The organism is Serratia sp. L9, assembly GCF_050632285.1.
In the GTDB taxonomy this organism is placed as follows: Bacteria; Pseudomonadota; Gammaproteobacteria; order Enterobacterales; family Enterobacteriaceae; genus Chania.
Map to the genome: position 1 here is coordinate 2257280 of NZ_CP192591.1, position 21032 is coordinate 2278311.

Annotated in this window: 13 protein-coding genes and 5 pseudogenes; 11 read left to right on the forward strand and 7 right to left on the reverse strand. The window is 55.8% G+C overall.

All coding sequences use genetic code 11. From position 1 onward, the window contains the following. Positions 1-11: 11 nt before the first annotated feature. The gene (locus tag ACQ86O_RS10755; RefSeq protein WP_431225209.1) at positions 12-1226 is read right to left on the reverse strand and encodes a CynX/NimT family MFS transporter; all 1215 of its coding nucleotides are present in this window, start codon (positions 1224-1226) and stop codon (positions 12-14) included. 860 nt (positions 1227-2086) lie between these two features. Between ACQ86O_RS10755 and agaR the strand changes: the two genes are divergently transcribed. The 6 genes and pseudogenes from agaR to agaF all read left to right on the forward strand — a co-directional run bounded on the left by agaR (position 2087) and on the right by agaF (position 6764). Next, a complete protein-coding gene (agaR, locus tag ACQ86O_RS10760; protein ID WP_431225210.1) occupies positions 2087-2863 on the forward strand; it encodes a transcriptional repressor AgaR in 777 nt (258 codons plus the stop codon). A gap of 20 nt (positions 2864-2883) precedes the next feature. After that, positions 2884-4167, forward strand: coding sequence for a D-tagatose-bisphosphate aldolase, class II, non-catalytic subunit (locus ACQ86O_RS10765; protein ID WP_431225211.1), 1284 nt, complete (start codon positions 2884-2886; stop codon positions 4165-4167). Position 4168: 1 nt separating this feature from the next. Continuing rightward, positions 4169-4645: a PTS N-acetylgalactosamine transporter subunit IIB gene (gene agaV / locus ACQ86O_RS10770; protein ID WP_431225212.1), complete on the forward strand. Its 477-nt coding sequence runs from the start codon at positions 4169-4171 to the stop codon at positions 4643-4645. Positions 4646-4659: 14 nt separating this feature from the next. Next, a pseudogene (agaW, locus tag ACQ86O_RS10775) lies at positions 4660-5438 on the forward strand (PTS N-acetylgalactosamine transporter subunit IIC). Continuing rightward, positions 5428-6320 (forward strand): annotated as a pseudogene (locus ACQ86O_RS10780) (PTS system mannose/fructose/sorbose family transporter subunit IID). Before agaW ends, ACQ86O_RS10780 begins: the two co-directional pseudogenes overlap by 11 nt. Positions 6321-6329: 9 nt before the next feature. Beyond that, on the forward strand, positions 6330-6764 hold the full coding sequence (agaF, locus tag ACQ86O_RS10785) for a PTS galactosamine/N-acetylgalactosamine transporter subunit IIA (protein ID WP_431225213.1): 435 nt from the start codon (positions 6330-6332) through the stop codon (positions 6762-6764). Between the two features lie 526 nt (positions 6765-7290). On the opposite strand, the gene ACQ86O_RS10790 is transcribed toward agaF, so the two are convergent. The 3 genes from ACQ86O_RS10790 to ACQ86O_RS10800 form a co-directional block, all read right to left on the reverse strand. After that, complete coding sequence (locus ACQ86O_RS10790) at positions 7291-9024, reverse strand: ABC transporter ATP-binding protein/permease (RefSeq protein WP_431225702.1); 1734 nt, start codon at positions 9022-9024, stop codon at positions 7291-7293. A gap of 180 nt (positions 9025-9204) precedes the next feature. After that, positions 9205-9849, reverse strand: a complete 645-nt coding sequence (locus tag ACQ86O_RS10795; RefSeq protein ID WP_431225703.1) for a DsbA family protein — start codon at positions 9847-9849, stop codon at positions 9205-9207. A 13-nt stretch (positions 9850-9862) separates the two neighbouring features. Then, positions 9863-10747 (reverse strand): MBL fold metallo-hydrolase, encoded by an 885-nt coding sequence (locus ACQ86O_RS10800; protein WP_431225214.1) that lies wholly within the window; start codon positions 10745-10747, stop codon positions 9863-9865. Positions 10748-10856: 109 nt separating this feature from the next. Here ACQ86O_RS10800 and ACQ86O_RS10805 point away from each other — a divergent pair, with 109 nt between their 5' ends. After that, positions 10857-11765, forward strand: coding sequence for a LysR family transcriptional regulator (locus tag ACQ86O_RS10805; protein WP_431225215.1), 909 nt, complete (start codon positions 10857-10859; stop codon positions 11763-11765). A 6-nt stretch (positions 11766-11771) separates the two neighbouring features. On the opposite strand, the gene ACQ86O_RS10810 is transcribed toward ACQ86O_RS10805, so the two are convergent. Beyond that, complete coding sequence (locus ACQ86O_RS10810; protein WP_431225216.1) at positions 11772-12695, reverse strand: LysR family transcriptional regulator; 924 nt, start codon at positions 12693-12695, stop codon at positions 11772-11774. A gap of 247 nt (positions 12696-12942) precedes the next feature. Here ACQ86O_RS10810 and lysA point away from each other — a divergent pair. Then, positions 12943-14198: pseudogene (gene lysA / locus ACQ86O_RS10815) on the forward strand (diaminopimelate decarboxylase). Between the two features lie 44 nt (positions 14199-14242). On the opposite strand, the gene ACQ86O_RS10820 reads toward lysA, so the two are convergent. Then, on the reverse strand, positions 14243-15253 hold the full coding sequence (locus tag ACQ86O_RS10820) for a LacI family DNA-binding transcriptional regulator (protein WP_431225217.1): 1011 nt from the start codon (positions 15251-15253) through the stop codon (positions 14243-14245). A 223-nt stretch (positions 15254-15476) separates the two neighbouring features. Between ACQ86O_RS10820 and ACQ86O_RS10825 the strand changes: the two genes are divergently transcribed. Beyond that, entirely contained in the window at positions 15477-15941 is a 465-nt protein-coding gene (locus ACQ86O_RS10825) for a GNAT family N-acetyltransferase (protein ID WP_431225218.1), read from the forward strand. A gap of 144 nt (positions 15942-16085) precedes the next feature. On the opposite strand, the gene galR is transcribed toward ACQ86O_RS10825, so the two are convergent. After that, positions 16086-17105 carry an HTH-type transcriptional regulator GalR gene (gene galR / locus ACQ86O_RS10830; protein WP_431225219.1) on the reverse strand — a complete coding sequence of 340 codons (1020 nt, stop codon included), beginning with the start codon at positions 17103-17105 and terminating at the stop codon, positions 16086-16088. Positions 17106-17597: 492 nt separating this feature from the next. On the opposite strand from galR, the pseudogene aas reads away from it, so the two are divergent. Both aas and lplT read left to right on the forward strand, forming a co-directional pair. Next, a pseudogene (aas, locus tag ACQ86O_RS10835) lies at positions 17598-19750 on the forward strand (bifunctional acyl-ACP--phospholipid O-acyltransferase/long-chain-fatty-acid--ACP ligase). Continuing rightward, positions 19750-20939, forward strand: a pseudogene (lplT, locus tag ACQ86O_RS10840) (lysophospholipid transporter LplT). Before aas ends, lplT begins: the two co-directional pseudogenes overlap by 1 nt. Positions 20940-21032 lie beyond the last annotated feature (93 nt).

Sequence of the window (21032 nt, forward strand, 5' to 3'; positions counted from 1 at the left end):
CCTCCTCAGGGTTAGTGGATAATCTTACGGCGCCCAGCCAGGATGCCGAACAGCATTTGCAGCAGGGTTAACCCGAGTAAAATCACCAGAGGCACCGTCCATCCCTTCGTCAGATCGTGCAACAGTCCGAATAGCGTTGGCCCCAGCGCGGCCAGTAAATAGCCGATGGACTGCGCCATCCCGGAAAGTACCGTCGCCTGATGATGATGCTGGCTGCGCAAACCGAAGAACGAAAGCGCCAGAACCAGTGAACTCCCCGCCCCCAGCCCGGCAAAAATCAGCCAGATCAGCGAACGGGATGGCAGCAGCAGTAACCCGCCAACCCCGATAAAAATCAGCAGAGAACTGACTAATGCAATCCCCCGCTGATCACGGGAGCGGGGCAGCGCAAACACCATCGCGAAATTGGCGATGATAGCCACCATCTGGTAGATAAAAAGCTCGAATCCCGCTTGTTGTGGCGAGGTTCCATGGCTGGCGGCGAACGCGCTGAACCAACCGATGATGGTATAGAAGGTGATGGACTGCAGCCCCATAAACAGGGCTACCTGCCAGCCAAGTGCGCTGCTCCAGGGGGAACGGAAGGTTTCTGCCGCAATGGGGTTGGCGGTGCGCGCTAGCGGGATCGAGCGTTGCCTCAACTGCGGTAGCCAGATAACCAGCGCGATAAACGCAGGCAGGCTCCAGCACAGCAAAGAGAAACGCCAGCCGTTATCATTCAACACTGCCAAGGGCACCGACATGCCGGATGCCATTGCGGCGACCAGCGACATCACGGCCGCATAAGCGCTGATCATTGCCGTGGCACGGTGAGGGAAATCACGCTTTACCAGCGTTGGCAACACCACGTTGGCAAAGGCAATGGCACTGCCGATCAGCACGCTACCTACCCATAACATGCCATTCCAGGTTTGTGATCGCAGCACGATCCCCGCGACTAACATCAGCAGCGCCAGCCCGAGCGTGCGCTCAATCCCAATGCGCCTGGCGATGGAGGGCGTGAGCGGCGATAACACGGCAAACAGGATCAGAGGTAAGGAACTGAGCAGGCCGGCGGCGGTGGCAGAAAGCATCAGCTGTTGCTGGATCTGTTCCAGCAACGGGCCTACGCTGGTTAACGGGGCCCGCAGGTTGGCGGCCACCAGCATGATCCCGACCAGCAATAAGGTCTTCGCCAAACGACTGCGCCTGGCAACGGCAACCGGAGATGATTTGGGTTGGAGCATGAGATCCTCGCACCAGGGCATGCAGTCAATCAATACGGCATGACGAGATGCGTTGATTGACGTTAACGCTTACGTACCGGCAGGGCTGCCGATATCTGGTTGCCAGTGTAGGAAAGATTATTCGGCCTGACAAGGGGTTAACAAAATCGTAATCGATCCAGCGGGGTGGCGTTGATCAAAACCAGGGCAACGGTATCCGCCGTCTTTCAAGCGGTACAGGGAAGTACAAATGGCGCGGGCGCACAGATGCGCTTGAGCGCCCAACGTGAAACCCATAGGGCAAAAAATACTGGCAGCAACTCTCTTTATAAAGGATAGTAACGGCAATAAGATTGCTTTATTTGTCTATTACCCAATGAGTTTCAAACTTGCAGCGTTGTTGTCTGCGCGAGAAAAACAACGGGTAGAAACCTTGAGGAAACAACATGTCCTTTTACAGCCCTCGCCGCATTGTGCTTTATACCGTCATTGTGATCCTGGTTTTGGTCGTGGTTGGCCTGGTAACACATTTTGGTGTTGGTAAGCTTAGCTGAGCCAATTAATGGTTTTGTGATATTGATCACTCAGGAAAAGAAAAGCCTTTTAACACCTGCCTGCCAAAGCCGCTTTCACTGTCAAGTTTTTCACATACTCTTAACCTGCCGCCCTACCGGCTTGCGGCAGATTTCACTTTTTCCCTCCCATCGTAAAATTAGTTTCATTTCATTTCGATCCGAAAGCTTTTTACCCCTGTTTCCTGCTAAAACTGCCCTGTAATCCCGATCACAATTTCATTGCTTTCGCTTTGTTGTAATACCGCTGCAGTAGAGCGAAAGCCATCATCTCTCGGCTAAAACCGAAAACCTGAGGACCCGCTGCTCATGCCAATGAACACCGCCAAACGACGTGAACAAATTATCGATCTGCTCTGTGAGCACGGCAGCGTGCGGGTTGAACTTCTCAGCAAACAGTTTGCTGTCTCCACGGTGACGATCCGCAACGATCTGCGCTTTCTGGAGCGAAAAGGCTGTGCGCTGCGTGCCTATGGTGGCGCGATGCTCAACCAGCAGTTTGCTTTTGACCGCCCGTTGCACGACAAAGGGCGCTTGAATCGCGATGTTAAATCGTTGATTGCCTGCCGGGCAGCGAGCTATGTGCGTGATGGTGATGCGCTGATCCTGGATTCCGGTTCCACCACGACGCAAATCGTCCCCTGGTTGAAACCGCGCCGGGATCTGGTGGTGATGACTAACGCGCTGAACATTGCGTATGAGCTTTCAGGTTATGACGGCGTTGAGGTGATGGTGCTAGGGGGCAGCGTAAGGCAGAACTCTTATTCGCTCTACGGCCCGGCCGCCGAGCAGCAATTGCGCCAGTACCGTTTCGACACGCTTTTTCTGGGGGTTGACGGTTTCGACCTTGTTGCGGGGATCACCACACCTCACCCTGGTGAGGCTCACCTCAATCGAGTGATGTGCGAGGTGGCGCGTGAAATTATCGCGGTTGCTGATGCCAGCAAGTTTGGTCGCAAGAGCTTTTGCATGATCCGCGAAGTCGGGCAAATTCATCGGCTGATCACAGATAGCCGTCTTCCACAAGATTACGAGCGGGCGCTCATCGATTTAGGCGTAGAGGTAGTAATAGCCGATCGCGAGTAGGGCGCCATCATGGGGGATTCATGCAGCAGTGGTTACAGCTGGTAGAACAGCACAAAGCCGGTCAGCCGGTGGGTATTTTTTCCGTTTGTTCCGCCCATCCCTGGGTGTTGCGGGCAGCCTTGCAGCAGGCCAAGGCACAAGGTACGCCGGTGTTGATTGAGGCAACGTCCAATCAGGTCAATCAGTTTGGTGGTTATACCGGCCAGACCGCTGCGCAGTTTCGCGATGCGCTGTGGCAAATGGCGGATGACATCGGGCTGCCCCGCAGCGCTATCTGGCTGGGGGGCGATCATCTTGGCCCGAATGCCTGGCAGGATCGCCCGGCGCAGGAGGCGATGGCGCTGTCGGAAACCTTGATTGATGACTATGTGCGTGCTGGATTTCGCAAAATACACCTCGACTGCTCCATGTCCTGCGCCGACGATCCCACCCCGTTAGGGGATGAAATTGTCGCTCAGCGCGCTGCCCGTTTGTGTGCTGTGGCGGAACGTGCCTGGCAACGCAATGGTGGCGAAGCTCCGGTCTATGTGATTGGCACCGAAGTACCGGTGCCGGGTGGAGCACAGGAAACGCTGCAGGGCATCCAGGTAACTACCCCGCAGGCGGTCTCGCTCACGCTGGAGACCCATCGCCACGCCTGGCAACAGGCCGGATTGAGCAGCGCCTGGGCACGGGTTATTGCCCTGGTGGTGCAGCCGGGTGTCGAGTTTGATCATCACGGAGTCGAGCATTATCAACCGGAGGCGGCGCAAGCCTTGAGCCGCTTTATCGAGCGCCAGCCGGGGTTGCTGTATGAAGCCCACTCAACCGATTACCAGGTTCCGCAGGCCTACCGGCAACTGGTGCGTGACCATTTCGCCATTCTGAAAGTTGGCCCGGCACTGACCTTCGCACTGCGCGAAGCGCTGTTTGCGCTTGACCATATTGAACGTCAATGGTTGGGGGAACACCGTTCAGCCCAACTGTGCGCCACGCTCGAACAGGTGATGCGTGAACAACCTCAACAGTGGAGCCGCTATTACCATGGCAGCCCGCATCAACAGTATCTGGACCGGCATTACAGCCTGAGCGATCGCGTACGTTACTACTGGCCGCAGCCACAGGTTCAACAGGCGGTAGATGCGTTGATGGACAATCTGCGCCGCCATCCGGTGCCACTGGCATTGCTCAGCCAGTATCTGCCTGACCAGGCACGCGCCCTGAATGCCGGTGAACTGAGCCAGGATCCGCAAGCCTGGGTGATCCACAAGATAACCCAGGTGCTTGAAGACTATCACTCAGCCTGTTACCCGGAGGTGCGCTGATATGCCCAATATTCTGATGACCCGCATTGATAACCGCCTGGTTCATGGTCAGGTCGGGGTGACCTGGACCAATACGTTGGGGGCCAATCTGGTGGTGGTCGCCAACGATGACGCGGCGGCCGATCCGGTGCAGCAAAACCTGATGGATATGGTGGTAGCCGAGGGGGTTCAGACCCGCTATTTCACGCTGCAGAAAACCATTGATGTGATCCATAAAGCGGCGGATCGCCAGAAGATTTTTCTGGTGTGCAAAACGCCGCAGGACGTACTGACCCTGGTGCAGGGCGGGGTGCCAATCAGCTTCGTTAACGTTGGCAATATGCACTTCACCGAAGGGAAGCGGCAAATCCACAAGACGGTCTCGGTAGATAACGATGACGTTGCGGCATTTCGCGAACTGGCGGCATTAGGCGTGGCATGTGAAGTACGCCGGGTGCCGGACGAGGCGGGCGAGGCGATAGGCAAATTGCTCGATTGAGCACAGGGGGGATGATGTTAACTGATGCGTTACTGATTGCATTGCTGGCGGGTTTGGCGGGGGTCGATCTGTTCGATGGTCTGACCCATTTCCACCGCCCGGTAGTGATGGGGCCGCTGGTCGGCCTGATCCTGGGGGATGTCACCACCGGTTTGCTGGTGGGTGGCACATTAGAACTGGTGTGGATGGGCATGGTGCCATTGGCGGGCGCCCAACCGCCAAACGTAGTGATTGGCGGGGTAATCGGCACGGCGTTTGCCATTCTCACCAAGGCCGATCCCAAGGTAGCCATTGGCGTGGCGGTGCCGTTCGCCATTGCGGTTCAGGGCTGTATCACGCTGCTGTTTACCGCCTTCTCACCGATGATGCACCGCTGCGATCGCATGGTGAAAGAGCTGAACTGGCGGGGGTTGAACGGGTGAACTACCTCGGTATCAGCATTCTGTTCGTCTTCTACTTTGTGGTCGCGTTCCTGCCGATTTATTTCGGTGCCGAAGCGGCCAGCGCCATGGTGCAGAAAGCCCCGACCTGGCTGCTGGATGGGTTGGCGGTTGCGGGTGGGATGATGCCAGCCATTGGTTTCTCACTGCTGATGAAAGTGATGATGAAGAAAACCTATGTGGCGTACTTTATCCTCGGTTTTATCTCTGTGACCTTCCTTAAGCTGCCGATCCTGGCGGTGGCACTGGGGGCATTGGCGATTGCCCTGATCGATTTTTTCAACAGTCAACGGGCCGACACAGAGGTGACCAGAAAGCCTGTTCAACCGGAGGATGCCGAAGATGGTATTTGATGATTCTGACGATCTGCTGGCTAAAAAAGCAGACAAGCGTATGGCGCAGGCATTGGCGACCAGCCAGGTAGAGCAGGATGACTATGTCGACAGCCGCCCGGCAGAGGCGCTGACGCGTGGTGATATCAACCGCATGGCATGGCGTTCGCTGCTGCTGCAAGCCTCGTTCAACTATGAGCGTATGCAGGCCGGTGGCTGGCTGTATACCCTGATCCCAGGTTTGCGCAAGATCCACCGCAATCCGCAGGATTTGGCGAACTCGATGAAAATGCATATGGAGTTTATTAACGTGCATCCGTTTGACGTCACCTTCCTTTCCGGGCTGGTGCTGGCGATGGAGCGGAATAAGGAGCGCATCTCCACCATCCGTGCGGTGAAAGTCGCGCTGATGGGGCCGCTGGGCGGTATTGGTGATGCTCTGTTTTGGCTGACCCTGTTACCTATCTGCGCCGGTATCGGGGCTTCTCTGGCATTGGAAGGCAGCCTGTTCGGGCCAATTGTGTTCCTGCTGCTGTTTAACCTGTTCCACTTCGGTTTGCGCTTCGGGTTAGCCCATTATGGCTATCAAGCGGGGACCAGCGCGATGTCGCTGCTGAAAACTCACACCAAACGAATATCCCATGCGGCGTCGATCGTGGGCATGACGGTTATCGGGGCGCTGGTGGCCTCTTATGTACACCTTTCTACGCCGCTGATCATGCATGCGGGTAAAGCCACCGTCGCGTTGCAAACGGACGTGCTCGACAAACTGATGCCCAACCTGTTGCCGTTGTGCTTCACGCTGCTGATTTTTTCCTGATGAAGCGTGGGTTCTCACCGGTGAAATTGATTGGCGTCACGGTGGTGATAGGCGTGGTGGGTAAATTTGTCGGCTTGCTGTGAGGAATAAACATGCCAGGAATTGTGATTACCGGCCACGGCGGTTTCGCCAGTGGCCTGCTGCAGGCAGTTGAGCAAGTCGTGGGTGAGCAATCGGCCTGTATTGCCGTGGATTTCCCGGTACATATGGGGACGGCTGAATTACGCGAGGCTCTGCTTGCTGCTTTACAAGCAGTGGATCAGCCAGACGGCGTGGTATTTCTCACCGACATGCTCGGCGGTTCACCGTTTCGTTGTGCCAGTGAGTTGGCCGATGCGCAGGGGAACTGTGAGGTGTTGACCGGCGTGAATATGCAGTTGGCCGCGGAAATGATGTTGGAACGTGAGGGGTTGAGCCTGGATGCGTTCCGTGAAATGGCGCTGGCCTGTGGCAAACGCGGCCTCACCAGCCTGTGGCACGAACGGCGCAAGGTCAGGTGTGTCGATGTGGAGGCGGATGGGATTTAAAGCTGGCAGCGCTTTACGTTGGCAGGAATGGATAAGGGGCCGTTTGGAGGCTGTCCTTTCCTGCTTTTTCCTTGCACCTGCGCTGGCCATTTGAGCTGCGGTATGAACGCCTTTGGGATATGGCGTTTCTGCTCTGTGCCAGACGCGGAAATGACGAGCCAAATCCACGCTTCCCCGATGGGTTATAAGCTGCAGAACAACTTTCTCTATGAGTTGCCTAAATAAACGGTAATCCCCTTTTTCTTTTCCACCCCCCAACTGAATCCACTCGTAATATTCCCTTCTTGTATTTTTTAATGAATTTAATTTCGCAGCTTTCCCGTCAGGCTGGAATAGTGATATCCACGCCGATAGGGTCTTGGCCAGGCATAATTTCTGTCGCTTTATGTCCGATTGATATAATACGCGCGCTTTCCAGTAGCCGGCAGCCGAGGGCCTTGAGGCCCTTTGAAACGTTTCGGCTTGCTACGATAATGACGTGCCTTTAGCCAAGCCCCAGCCATAAAGGGTAGGGGCTGCTCGTGGCTTAACCTGCCACAGGCAAAGGGCTAAGAGCCATCTGAGCCGGGCCGTTTTCGTTGCGGCTGAAGCGCCAGCAGGTCTGGTGATATTTTGCCACGCTGTTACGGTGCGCGACGCTCACCAGAGTGACTCCTGGCAACTCATCCACCAGCAGGCAATACATCAACTGTTCGGTTTCGTCATCCAGCGCACTGGTGGCTTCATCCAGGAACAGCACGTCTGGGCGAGTGAGCAACGCACGGGCAAACGCCAACCGTTGCTGCTCCCCGGGGGATAGCCGGTGGCTCCAGTTGGAACGGGTATCCAGCCAGCGCTGCAAGTGTTTCAGGCGGCAATTTTCCAGCGCTTTCAATAATTGCTCATCGCTGTAGTCTTTATCTGGATGCGGGTAGCTCAGTGCCTCGCGTAGCGTACCAATCGGAATATAACTGCGCTGTGGCAGGAACAGCGTGCTAAAGCCCTGGTTCAGGCCGATTTCACCGGAACCGTAGGGCCAGACTCCGGCGATGGCGCGCAGCAAGGTGGATTTACCGCAGCCGGAAGGGCCAACGATCAGTACGCGTTCACCCTGCTTGATGGTCATGGTCGCTGAGCTTAGCAACGGCTGGCCGTCGGGCAGCGTCAGGCCAAGATTGCTCAGAATCACCGGTTGGCTACCCTCCTGTTGCAGGTCGATACCGCGTGGCTGGTTATGTACTTCGTCCACGGCGGCGTTAAAGCCGGCCAGACGGTTAACGCAGGCTTTCCAGGTGGCCAGATTGGTAAAGGCATCAATAAACCACGAGAGCGCACCTTGCACCTGGCCGAAAGCAGAGGATATCTGCATCAGCCCACCCATCTGGATAGCGCCGGAGAAATAGCGTGGAGCCGCCACCAGTAGCGGGAAGATAATGGCAAACTGGCCGTAGAAGTTGCTGGCAATATTGAGCCGCCGGGTCACGCGCATGATCGACCACCAGTTACTGCGTATTGCTTCAAAGCGGTTGTTTAACTGCTGCTTTTCGTGCGCTTCTCCGTGATACAGCGCGATGGCATCGTTATTTTCACGGATGCGGATCAGGCCGAAACGGAAGTTTGCTTCATAACGTTCCTGGTTAAAGCCCAACATGACCAGCGGTTTACCCACCCACCAGATAATCAATGAACCTAAACCTGCATACAGCAAGGCAAACCACACCATATAGCCGGGCAGGTTGAAGGAGTGCTGAGCGATGGCAAAGGTGATGGGGCCACTGATATGCCAGAGAATGGTGACAAACGAGCACAGCGTCACCAGGCTGGAAAGCAGGCCAAGTGACAGGGATAACGTGTATTGAGTGAGGACGTTGAGATCCTCGGCGATACGTTGGTCCGGGTTATCGATGATCTGCTGCTGTTCGGTATGGTAATAGGCCTGATGTGCCAGCCATTTGCCCATAAATCTTTCTGTCATCCAACGCCGCCAGCGCATCTGCAGCCCTTGGGTCAGGTAGATTTTGTATACCGCCAACACGATAAAAATCAGCGCCAGATAGGTAAAACGCCATAGCTGCGCCTTGAATACCGGGTAGTTTTTATTCTGCAGGGCGTCATAGAACACTTGATTCCACTGGTTGATCAGCACACTGATATAAACCAGACCAAGGGACAGGGCAACGATGGCGATCAACATCGCCCAGGCGCGCCATTTCTCTTCCGAGACCCAAAAAGGTTTAATCAACTGCCAGACAGCATGTTTCTGCGAAATAGTCTTGTTCATCTTGGTCCAGAAAGTATTCTTTCCCTTTAGCATGGGTGAACCTTGGGTAACAAACAAATCGCGACATGTAAGCATTTTTGACGCCGCTAACTATTTGCAATACGTCCAGTGAATACAGAGAGGTGATGGGGAGTAACCGGTGGTGGGGGTAACACGTGCGCTTTCGCGCACGCATCATTTTTAATGTACTGCGTTATTTAGCAATGCCTTCCAGCCTTCGACATTCCCCAAATACTCTCCTGCGGGGATCTGGTACAACTGCCCTCGATTGTCCTGCAATGCAAAGGTCGGGAAACCCTGCCCACGGACTTTGGCAAGCAGTGCACGGCTTTGTGCAATGTGTTGTGCCGTTGGGGCTCCGCTGTTGAAGCGCATTTCGGCAATAAATGGGGCAGAGGCCAGGCCCAGTTCACTTGCCAGCGCTTGCAGAACCGGGGTATCGGCAATGCGCCGTCCTTCCCGATAATGGGCTTCCTGAAGGCGGTGCAGCATATCCAGGCCGCGCCCGGCGAGTTTTTCTGCAGCCAGAATCGCGGTGATCGGCGGTTCGGAATCCATTATCGCGGAGGTATCCCGCAACAGGCCATTGAAGTAACCCTCCCCAAAGGGTTGACCGGTCATTTCGGCAATCCGCTTATCATGCGGTATCACATACTCACGCCATTCGTCGTTGATTGCGCGACGATTGTTGCCGGTCATCATGCCGCCAGCGTGCAGGGCAACGGTTAAACCTGGGATCGCCTGCGCGGCCTTGACCAGCGGTGCTGCACCGTAGCACCAGCCACACAGCGGATCGAAAATATAATGCAAAGTTGCCATGGTTATTATGCCTCCGGTTTTATTGCGGCCACTGCATCTCGCCTTTCAGCACCTTGGCGCTCATTTCCAGGCTGGAGCCGTCTTGCAACCGAGGATAATGCTGCTTCATCACCGCGATTAATTCTGCGGAATTCTTGGTCTTTGGCAACGCGCTTTCCAGGGTTGTCAGGTAGTTCTGGGTAAAGGTTACCGACTCCAGCGTTTGCGCTGCGCCGGGCAGAAAATGCCCTGGAACCACCACCTGTGGATCCAACGCCTTGATGCTTGCCAGCGTTTGCTGCCAGTGGGCGCGGGATTCTACCGTCTGGTTATCGGCAATCCACGGGTGAATATTGTCCCCGGCTACCGGTACGCCACCCACCACGGCTTTCAATGACGGGATCCAGACATAGGTGCGATCCGGCGTCGGGCCGTTCAGGCCTTTCACTTCGACCTGCTGGCCGTCAATGGTAAAGCTGTTGTCCTGCAACGGTTGCGGTACGATCACGGTTTGCGGTGCGTTCTCCTTGAGGATCGGCCCCCAATAAGCCACCTTGCCTGCCTGGGTGGCGTTGATTGCTTTGATGGTATCCGCAGAAGCAATGATTTTTGCCTGTGGGAAGGCTGCTTTGATCACGTCCAGGCCGAAATAGAAATCCGGATCTGAATGGCTGATGTAAACCGTGGTCAGTTTTTTGCCGCTGGCTTTGATTCTTTTAACCAACTCTTGGGCGTCGTTACGCTGGAACTGAGCGTCGATCAGTGCCATTTCATGGGGGCCGCTGATCATCTCGGATGAGACCGGGAAGACGCTTTTTTCGCCTGGATTATACACTTCCATGGTCAACGTATTGGCGGCTTGGGCCACGGTGCTGAGAGTTGCGATGCCGGTAAAGGCCTGGGTCAGTAATGATTTCTTAAACATTTGCAGGTGTCCTTCAGGTGTTTGTTATCGTTGGCAAGATGATAGGTTGCATGAATCGGGAGAAAAACCGGATAATAAGCAATTATTCATTGCATAAATCGAGCTAATCATGGATCGCATTACCGCCGCACAGGTTTTTGTCACCATCGTCGATCGCGGCAGCATGATTGCGGCGGCGGAGGCACTGGAGATGTCGCGAGCGATGGTGACGCGCTATCTGGCACAGATGGAGCAATGGGCCGGGGCACGATTGCTGCACCGCACCACGCGTAAACTTAGCTTGACCGATGCCGGTGAGCGCACATTGGAGCGTTGCCGACAGATGTTGGCGCTGGCGGAGGATATCGATCTGGTCGAGAGTGCCCAGAGCGATGATTTACGCGGTCTACTGCGTATCACCTGTTCGCAATCGCTTGGCCAGACGGCGTTGGTGGGGGCGGTGGCGCAGTATCTGAAACGCCATCCTCAAGTGGCGGTGGACCTGCAAATGAACAACCGGGCGGTCAACCTGGTGGAGGAGCGTATCGACCTGGCGCTGCGGATCACCAATGAACTGGACCCAAACCTGATTGCCCGGCCACTCTCCACCTGCGCTTCGGTTATTTGCGCGTCCCCGGCTTATCTTGCAGCCCAAGGTACTCCGCGTCAGCCACAGGATTTGGCCATGCACAACTGCCTGACCTATTCCTACTTTGGCAAAAGCCTGTGGCATTTTGAGCATCAGGGAGTGAAGTCGGCGGTGGCGGTAAGCGGCAATCTAAGCGCCAATGAGTCGGTGGTGCTGTTAGCGGCAACGGTGCAAGGAGCGGGTATTTCTCTGCAACCTTATTACTCGGCGGCCCCTTTGCTTGCCAATGGGGATGTGATCGAACTGCTGCCGGAGTATGTGCCACAGGCGATGGGGATTTACGGTATTTACACCTCACGCCGCCAGATGCCCGCCACGCTACGCACCATGCTGGACTTTTTGGTGGAGTGGTTTGCCACCGATCCTGGCTGGCGTGCCACGCTGCGCTAGTGTTGTCTAGCGTTTGATCACCGTAGCTAAGCGTTCGGTCAGCTTTTCTGCCTGCTGTTGCAGGTGCTGTATAAAGGCGGTTACCAGCGCCGAAGAGGGGCGGTGCAGTGGGCGGATCAGACTGACGGTAAATGGCACCTCAACGCTGAATGGCCGTACATGGACACCGTTATTGATGTAATCCAATGCGGTCAGTGGATTGACGATCGAAATACCCACCCCTTCCTTTACCATCGCACACACCGATGCGGCGCTATGGGTTTCCAGCACCATCCGGCGTTCGATACTCTGCTCATGGAATAACGCATCCAGCAGTTGCCGGTAACTGTCGGTGCTGGACAGGCTGATAAAGTTTTCCGAGCTGAAATCCTGCGGAGTCAGTTGTTCCTTTGCCAACAGGCGATGGCCAGCGGGCAGCACGCAGACTTCATTCATGGTCATTAATGTGGTGCGCTCGGTACCCGCTGGCGTCAGGGTATTTTCCGTCAGGCCCAGATCGTGGCGCTGTGCTGAAAGCCACTCTTCCAGCAAAGGTGACTCCTGAGGGATCACGCTAAAGCTCACCTGCGGATAACGATCGACAAAGGGTTTGCACACGGCGGGCAGCAACGATTGGGAAAATACCGGCAGGCAGGCGATAGAAAGCTGGGCCTGCTGGAACTGGCGGATGCCTGCGGCGGCGTTCTTGATGCGATCCAGGCCGTAATAGGAACGCTGCACCTCTTCAAACAACCGCAGGCCTTGCACCGTTGGGTAAAGGCGGCCCCGCACACGGTCAAACAGCTGCAATTGGATCCGCTTTTCAAAGCGGGCCAGCTCACGGCTGACGGTGGGTTGTGACGTTTGCAGCAGTGCTGCCGCTTCGGTCAGATTGCCGGTGGTCATCACCGCGTGAAAGATCTCAATCTGGCGCAGCGTAATGGCGTGCATGGTTGACCTCCACTGGCAAAGAAAGCATACCCGTCCTACTTCAGGCCACAGGTGTGTTGATGGCGCTCGCTCACCCCAGGCACTGAGTAAGCCTATGCTTCTGGGGACTCACTAACTTGCCGCCTTCCTGCAACGCGTATTATTTAGGGTCTATATCAGGAATGAATAGACTACCGCGAAATAGATATTTTAAACACATTAATATCCCCGGCATGATGGTGGGAAATCTTATATTGGAAATCGACTCATGCCACGCGCCTTGAATGACACCTCTACCGCCCTGAACGCGGCCAATCTGCTGGCATTGCCACAACGCTTCGGCTGCCCGGTGTGGGCTTATGACGCAGATATCATCAGCCAACGTATCAGCCAGTTGCAGCACTTCGACGTGATCCGCTTTGCGCAGAAGGCCTGCTCAAATATTCATATTCTGCGCCTGATGCGTGAGCAGGGTGTGAAGGTGGATTCCGTCTCCTTGGGGGAGATCGAGCGTGCGTTGAAGGCCGGATTTGAGCCTGGTGGCGAGGATATTGTCTTTACCGCTGATGTGTTGGATCACGCCACGCTGGCGCGCGTCAGTGAACTGAAGATCCCGGTCAACGCCGGTTCTATCGATATGCTTGAGCAACTGGGCCAGGTTTCGGCTGGCCACCCGGTGTGGCTGCGCATTAACCCCGGCTTTGGCCACGGCCACAGCCAGAAAACCAATACTGGCGGCGAAAACAGCAAACACGGCATTTGGTATGCCGATCTGCCACAGGCGATTGCCAAAGTGCAGCATTACGGCCTGAAATTGATTGGCCTGCATATGCACATCGGCTCCGGTGTGGATTACCAGCATCTGGAGCGTGTGTGTGATGCCATGGTGCAGCAGGTGATAGCGCTGGGGCAGGACATCAGCGCGATTTCAGCGGGGGCGGCCTTTCCATCCCTTATCAGTACGGGGAAGAGGCGATTAATACCGAGCACTATTATGGCCTGTGGAACCGTGCGCGTGAGCGAGTTGCCGCGCACCTGGGCCATCCGGTGAAGTTGGAGATTGAGCCAGGGCGTTTTCTGATGGCAGAAGCCGGCGTGCTGGTGGCAGAAGTACGTTCGGTTAAAGATATGGGCAGCCGCCACTTCGTTTTGGTGGATGCCGGTTTCAACGATCTGATGCGCCCGGCGATGTACGGCAGCTATCATCACATCTCACTGTTACCTGCCGATGGGCGCAGCACCGATAACCAGCCCCAGCGTGAAACTGTCATTGCCGGGCCGCTGTGTGAGTCTGGCGATGTCTTCACCCAACAGGCGGGCGGTGGTCTTGAAACCCGCTTATTGCCGCCAGTGCTGGTGGGGGATTATTTGGTATTCCATGACACCGGCGCTTATGGCTCTTCGATGTCTTCCAACTACAACAGCCGCCCGCTGCTGCCGGAAGTGCTGTTTGAAAACGGTGAGCCTCGCTTGATCCGCCGCCGCCAGACAATTGAAGAATTGATCGGGCTAGAGCTGGTTTAAGCTGCCGGGGCGCGGAGTTGTATTGCGCCCCTCTAATAGCGAAATCAGCTGGCGTAGGGGCCAGGCACCACGGATTCCCGCAGTTTCAGCTCACCGGTAAACGGGGTTAATGGTTGCAGCGCCTCACCCTCGATCAGGCGCAAAGCCTGCGTGATCGCCGCTTCAATCATCGCATCGATCGGCAGATAAACGGTTGATAAGGCCGGTTGCAGGTAAGCGGCGCTGGGTTCATCGTCAAAGCCAAACAGCGAGACATCTTCTGGTAGCCGTTTACCGGCCTGGTGCAGGGCTTTCATTGCGCCGATGGCCATATCATCGTTGCTGGCAAACAGCGCACTGAACGATGCGCCACTGGCCAGCAAAGAGTTACAGCTGTGATGGCCACCCGGCACGCTGCTATCACCGTTGGTGACCAGCACATCCTTAAACTCAATCTGGTGGTGCTCCAGCGCCTGGCGATAACCCGCCAGGCGAGATTGGGCGGTCGGGGTGTCGATCGGCCCGGTAATACAGGCAATCTCATGGTGCCCCTGGCGGATAAGATAATCCACCGCGTTGAAGGCGGCCTGCTGTTGTTCGAAGAACACGCAGCGTTCACGCGCCTGCGGCAGGTCGCGGTTAATCACCATTACGGGCACCGGCAACTCTTCCAGCAGCGCCATCAGCGCATTTTCACTCATAAACCGGGTATACAGGATAATGGCATCGCAGCGGCGATCGGCCAGCAGTTGCACCGCTTGTAATTCATCTTCCGGCGTGTCGTGTCCGTCGGTGACGATCAGGTGCTTGCCGCTGGCTTCGATCAGTTTGGCGGCCTGGCGCAGCAAGCGGCCGAAGTAAGGACCGTCGAAGTTGGAGACCACCAATCCAATGCTGTTAGAGCTTTTATTGGCCAGCGACTGGGCGAGAAAGTTTGGCCGGTAGCCCAGTTCATCCATGGCTTTGAATACCGCATCACGCGTGCTTTTCTTCACCTGGCCGGTGCCATTTAAAACGCGTGAAACCGTGGCTTTGGAAACCCCCGCGCGAATGGAAACATCCAACATGGTGATCATCGATGGCTAACCCCTTTTAACGCCCGCTGCGGCAAATATCGCTCAGTCTAGCATAGGGTTAGCTCCGGTTGTGCTCTGCAATCACCCTGCCGATGGGTTGCCGGGCGGGCAGGGCATAAACGGTGAAAAAGCGCTCGTTCGGGCATAAGGTTTGCTAAACTCCGTCGCGGTTGCCATAACGGGCAGCAGCTCAACAAGTCTGGCGTTTTCAGGGGAAACCAACGTGATCCGTATTGTCCATCTGGCGGACTATCCGCAGCATCAGCAGCAGGTTATTGATTGGCAATGGCAGGCCTTTGGCGGCGATAACAGCCGGGCATTTTTTGCCAGCGTGGTGGCAAGCAGCATGCGTCACGAAGGGTTACCCATTACTTTTATCGCATTACAGGGTGATAAGCCGGTCGGCACCGTGGGGTTGTGGCGCTGTGATTTGATCAGCCGCCAGGATCTGACGCCGTGGCTGGCGGCGCTTTATGTTGAAGAGAACCAGCGCGGCAGCGGGCTGGGGGTGCAGTTGCAGCAATATGTGCAGGAGCACTGCCGCAATGCCGGGTTTGAACAGCTGTATCTGTACGCGGATTTTAGCGGTTATTACGAACGCTACGGCTGGCAGTATATTGGCGATGCGCTGGATTACCCGGATCGCCCGGTGCGCCTTTACACCCGCAGTCTTTCAAACGGCAGCTAGCTGATTAGACTCGTATTACTTCAAGTTGCCTGGGTGTTGGTTGCCCCGTTCGCACCAGTCACATCCTTTAGCTATGCCTCAGGCGACTCTCGGCCCTGCCGCCTGCCGGCAACTCGAATGATTCAGAGTATCGCTGCCATTTGCTCAGTTCTGCTCAAAGACGTTATTGATACTGGCGACCGAATGGCGGCGCACCAGCGTCGGGCTGAACATATTGGTGATTTCTGGCAACGGTTGGCTATTGGCCAGCGCCAGGGCCAGTTCTGCTGCCTGGGTGGCCATGGCTACCACCGGGTAACGGATGGTGGTCAGGCGCGGGCGCAGATAGCGTGAAATCAGCACATCATCAAAACCAATCAGCGAAATCTGGCCGGGTACGTCAACGCTGTTGTCGCTTAGTACCGAAAGCGCCCCGGCGGCCATCGGGTCGTTATAACAGGTGATGGCGGTGAAGTTCTTGCCGCGCCCCAGCAGCTCTGTCATCGCTTGCTCGCCACCCACTTCATCCGGCTCACCGTAGGCGATCAGCTTTTCATCCACCGCGATGCCGTGTTCTTCCAGCGCATCCAGATAGCCCTGCAAGCGGTCTGCAGCGTCGGAAATCTGGTGAGTCGAGCAGATGATGGCAATGCGTTGATGGCCCTGCTGGATCAGATGGCGCGTGGCCAGCCAGGCGCCGTAGCGATCGTCGAGCGCCACGCAGCGTTTCTCAAACCCTGGCAGCGTGCGGTTAATCAACACCATTCCTGGGATCTGACGCATCCAGACGGTCAGCTCATCATCAGTCAATTTCTTGGCATGCACGACCAGCGCGGCGCAGCGGTGGCGAACCAGTTGCTCAATCGCCTGGCGCTCTTTCTCTGCGTTGTGGTAACCGTTGCCAATCAGCAAAAAATTGTGGGTGGCGTAGGCAACCTGCTCCACGGCCTTGACCATAGCCCCGAAGAAGGGGTCGGAGACGTCGGAGACGATCAGGCCAAGGGTTTCGGTGGATTGTTGTGCCAGCGCACGTGCGTTGGCATTGGGGTGATATTGCAGCCCCTCCATGGCGGCCAGTACGGCACTGCGCGAACTTTCGCTGGCTTTGGGGGAGTTGTTTATTACGCGAGATACCGTGGCTACGGAAACACCCGCTAGCCTGGCAACATCCTTAATCGTGGCCATATCTGTCAACACTTCCTGGGTAATCGCTTACATCCCTCAGTTTTGCGGAAAAAATCCGGTGCTGCAAGCGTCGGTATGCATAACTTGTGGGGGCCGTAGCAGTTATTCTCATTTAATTAAAACTTTCGTCTGGATTTGTCCTGCTTGCCGGTACTTTAATCGTCCAAGTTGTAATAACCATGTCTATTCAAGGGGGAATCTACACTGCTGGTTACACTTTGCGCCTGACTGTTGCGATTAGCTGCTGGCGGGGATTTGGCGTGGCGGGGTAAATTGACTGTCCCAGAGGTATTGATTGGTGAGAAATCAACATACTCTGTATGTTGAAGCCATTTTCAATTGCACCAACCTACGCGGATGCGTAGGTTTTTTTGCCTGCTATATAGTATCCTTTCCCCACAATTACTTTGACCCCTCGCTTTTCACGCTATGCCCAAGGGTATAAATATTGAAATTGATAGGGTAATGCTCATCAACCCCAGGGAGAGTGGGATGATATATTCTGTATTGCGTGCGGTGTTTCGCTGGCTGTTTCGTGTCCGTGTGGCAGGTGACGCCAGGCATTTCGAACATCAGAAGCTGTTGATTACCCCCAATCACGTTTCTTTCATGGATGGCGCGTTGCTGGCATTATTCCTGCCGATCAAACCGGTCTTTGCCGTTTACTCCAGCATTTCTGATCGCTGGTTTATGCGTTGGTTAAAACCCTATATCGATTTCGTCCCTCTGGATCCGACCAAACCGATGGCCATCAAGCATCTGGTGCGCATGGTTGAGCAGGGCAGGCCGATCGTGGTGTTCCCGGAAGGGCGTATTACGGTGACGGGCTCGTTGATGAAAATTTACGACGGTGCAGCGTTTATCGCCGCCAAGTCTGGCGCCACCATTGTGCCGGTACGTATCGATGGCCCGGAGTTCAGCCCGTTTGGCCGTATGCGCGGCGTGTTTAAGATCCGTTGGTTCCCACAGACCACGATCAGCATTCTCCCCCGACCACCTTACCAATGCCAGAGGCACCGCGAGCCCGCGATCGACGGGTACTTGCTGGCGACAGACTGCACCAGATCATGATGCAGGCGAGAATGGATACCCTCAAGCCGCAAACCCTGTTCACGGCGCTGCTGGCCGCCCAACATCGCTATGGCCGCAACAAACCCTGCATCGAAGATATCGCGTTCAAGGAAGACAGTTACCAGACGTTGATTAAAAAAGCGTTAGGTGTCAGCCGTATTCTGGAGCGATTTACTGCGCAGGGGGAGCATATCGGTATGTTGCTGCCGAATGCCACCATCACCGCCGCCGCTATTTTTGGTGCTTCGCTGCGGGGCCGTATCCCAGCGATGCTCAATTACACCGCTGGGGTCAATGGGCTGAAAAGCGCGATGACCGCAGCGACGATCAAAACCATAGTGACTTCGCGCCAATTTCTGGAGAAAGGCAAGCTGACGCATCTGCCAGAGCAGGTGCCGGAAGCCAACTGGGTGTATCTGGAGGATTTGAAGGATACCGTTACCCTGGAAGATAAACTGTGGATCCTGCGCCATCTGTTCCAGCCCGAGCGGGCAATGGTGGCACAGCAGCCGGATGATGCAGCGCTGATCCTGTTTACTTCCGGCTCGGAAGGCAACCCGAAAGGGGTGGTGCATTCCCATGCCAGCCTGCTGGCAAACGTGGAGCAGATCCGCACCATTGCGGACTTTACCCCGTTGGATCGCTTTATGTCCTCGCTGCCGCTATTCCACTCTTTTGGCCTGACCGTCGGGCTAATCACCCCGTTGATGACCGGTAGCCGGGTGTTCCTCTACCCGAGCCCGCTGCATTATCGCGTGGTGCCGGAACTGGTGTATGACCGCAACTGCACCGTGTTGTTTGGTACGGCAACTTTCCTGAATAATTACGCGCGTTTCGCTCATCCCTACGATTTTGCCCGCCTGCGCTACGTTGTTGCCGGGGCCGAGAAGCTGGCGGAAAGCACCAAACAGATTTATCAGGACAAATATGGCATCCGTATTCTGGAAGGCTATGGCGTAACCGAGTGTGCACCGGTGGTGTCGATCAACGTCCCTCTCGCAGCGAAGGTGGGTACCGTGGGTCGCATTATGCCGAAGATGGAAGCACGTTTGATCAAGATGGCCGGTATCGACCACGGCGGTCGCCTGCAACTGAAAGGCCCGAACATCATGAAAGGCTATCTGCGTGTTGAACGCCCTGGCGAATTGGAGCCGCCGGTGGCCGAGGATGAAAACGGTGTACTGCAAGCTGGCTGGTACGATACCGGCGATATCGTCACCTTTGACGAGCACGGTTACTGCACCATTCGCGGTCGCGTGAAGCGTTTTGCCAAGCTGGCGGGTGAGATGGTGTCGTTGGAGAGCGTAGAGCAACTGGCATTGCGACTGTCACCGGAAGGGCTGCATGCTGCCACGGTGAAAAGTGACAGCAGCAAAGGTGAAGCGCTGGTATTGTTCACCAGCGACAGCAGCATTACCCGTGAATCCTTGCTACGTGTTGCCCGTGAGCAGGGCACCCCAGAGCTGGCTGTGCCACGCGATATTCGCCTGGTGAAGGCATTGCCATTGCTTGGCAGTGGTAAACCGGATTTTGTTACTTTGCGCCAAATGGCTGAACAGCCGGAGAATGTCTGATGAATGCCACTGATTCCCCCTTGCTGTCACGCTCAATGATCGCCGTGATCTGCGCTCAGTTCCTTTCGGCATTCGGCGATAACGCGCTGCTGTTTGCCACCCTGGCGTTGATCAAACAGCAAATGTATCCCGACTGGAGCCAGCCGATACTGCAAATGGCTTTCGTTGCCACCTATATCATCCTGGCCCCCTTTGTGGGTCATATCGCCGACAGCTTCTCCAAAGGGCGCGTAATGATGGTGGCTAACGGGCTCAAGCTTGCCGGGGCACTGGTGATTTGCTTCGGGTTGAACCCGTTCCTGGGTTACAGTCTGGTTGGGGTCGGGGCTGCCGCCTACTCACCGGCTAAATACGGCATTCTTGGTGAAATCACCAGTGGTGAAAAGCTGGTGAAGGCTAACGGCCTGATGGAGGCTTCCACTATTGCCGCCATCCTGGTGGGATCGGTAGCGGGTGGGCTGCTGGCGGATTGGCATATTGTGGCCGCTCTGGTGGTTTGTGCCCTGGTTTATGGGGGCGCAGTGGTGGCTAACTTTTATATTCCGCGTTTACCTGCTGCGCACAAAGTGGATTCCTGGCACCCACTGGCCATGGGCCGCAGCTTCTTCAATGCCTGTAGGGTGTTGTGGCGTGATGGCCAGACGCGTTTCTCCCTGATCGGCACCAGCCTGTTCTGGGGGCCGGGGTAACCTTGCGCTTCCTGCTGGTGCTGTGGGTGCCGGTGGCTCTGGGTATTACCGATAACGCTACTCCCACCATGCTCAATGCCATGGTGGCGATAGGGATCGTCGTTGGGGCCGGGGCGGCGGCGCGTTTTGTGACGCTGGAAACGGTCAAGCGCTGTATGCCTGCCGGGATCCTGATTGGGGTTGCGGTGGCCTTCTTCGCGGTGCAGACCAGCATGCTGAATGCTTATGGTGTCTTGTTGGTGATCGGTGTGCTTGGCGGGTTCTTCGTGGTGCCGCTGAATGCGTTGCTGCAAGAGCGGGGTAAACGTTCTGTCGGGGCTGGTAACGCTATTGCGGTGCAGAATCTGGGTGAGAACACCGCGATGTTGCTGATGCTTGGCCTCTATTCTCTGGTGGTCAAAATGGGCGTGCCGGTGGTCGGTGTGGGTATTGGTTTTGGCGTGGTGTTCGCTATTGCCATCACCGTGCTCTGGGTATCCCAGTTCCGTTCAAAAGCCTGATATATTTCAGCTAATTCCCTCAAACTGCCCTCTCCCAGCGGGAGAGGGAACCGAACATGACCGGGTTTTATCCCCGTGATGACTCCCAAACTC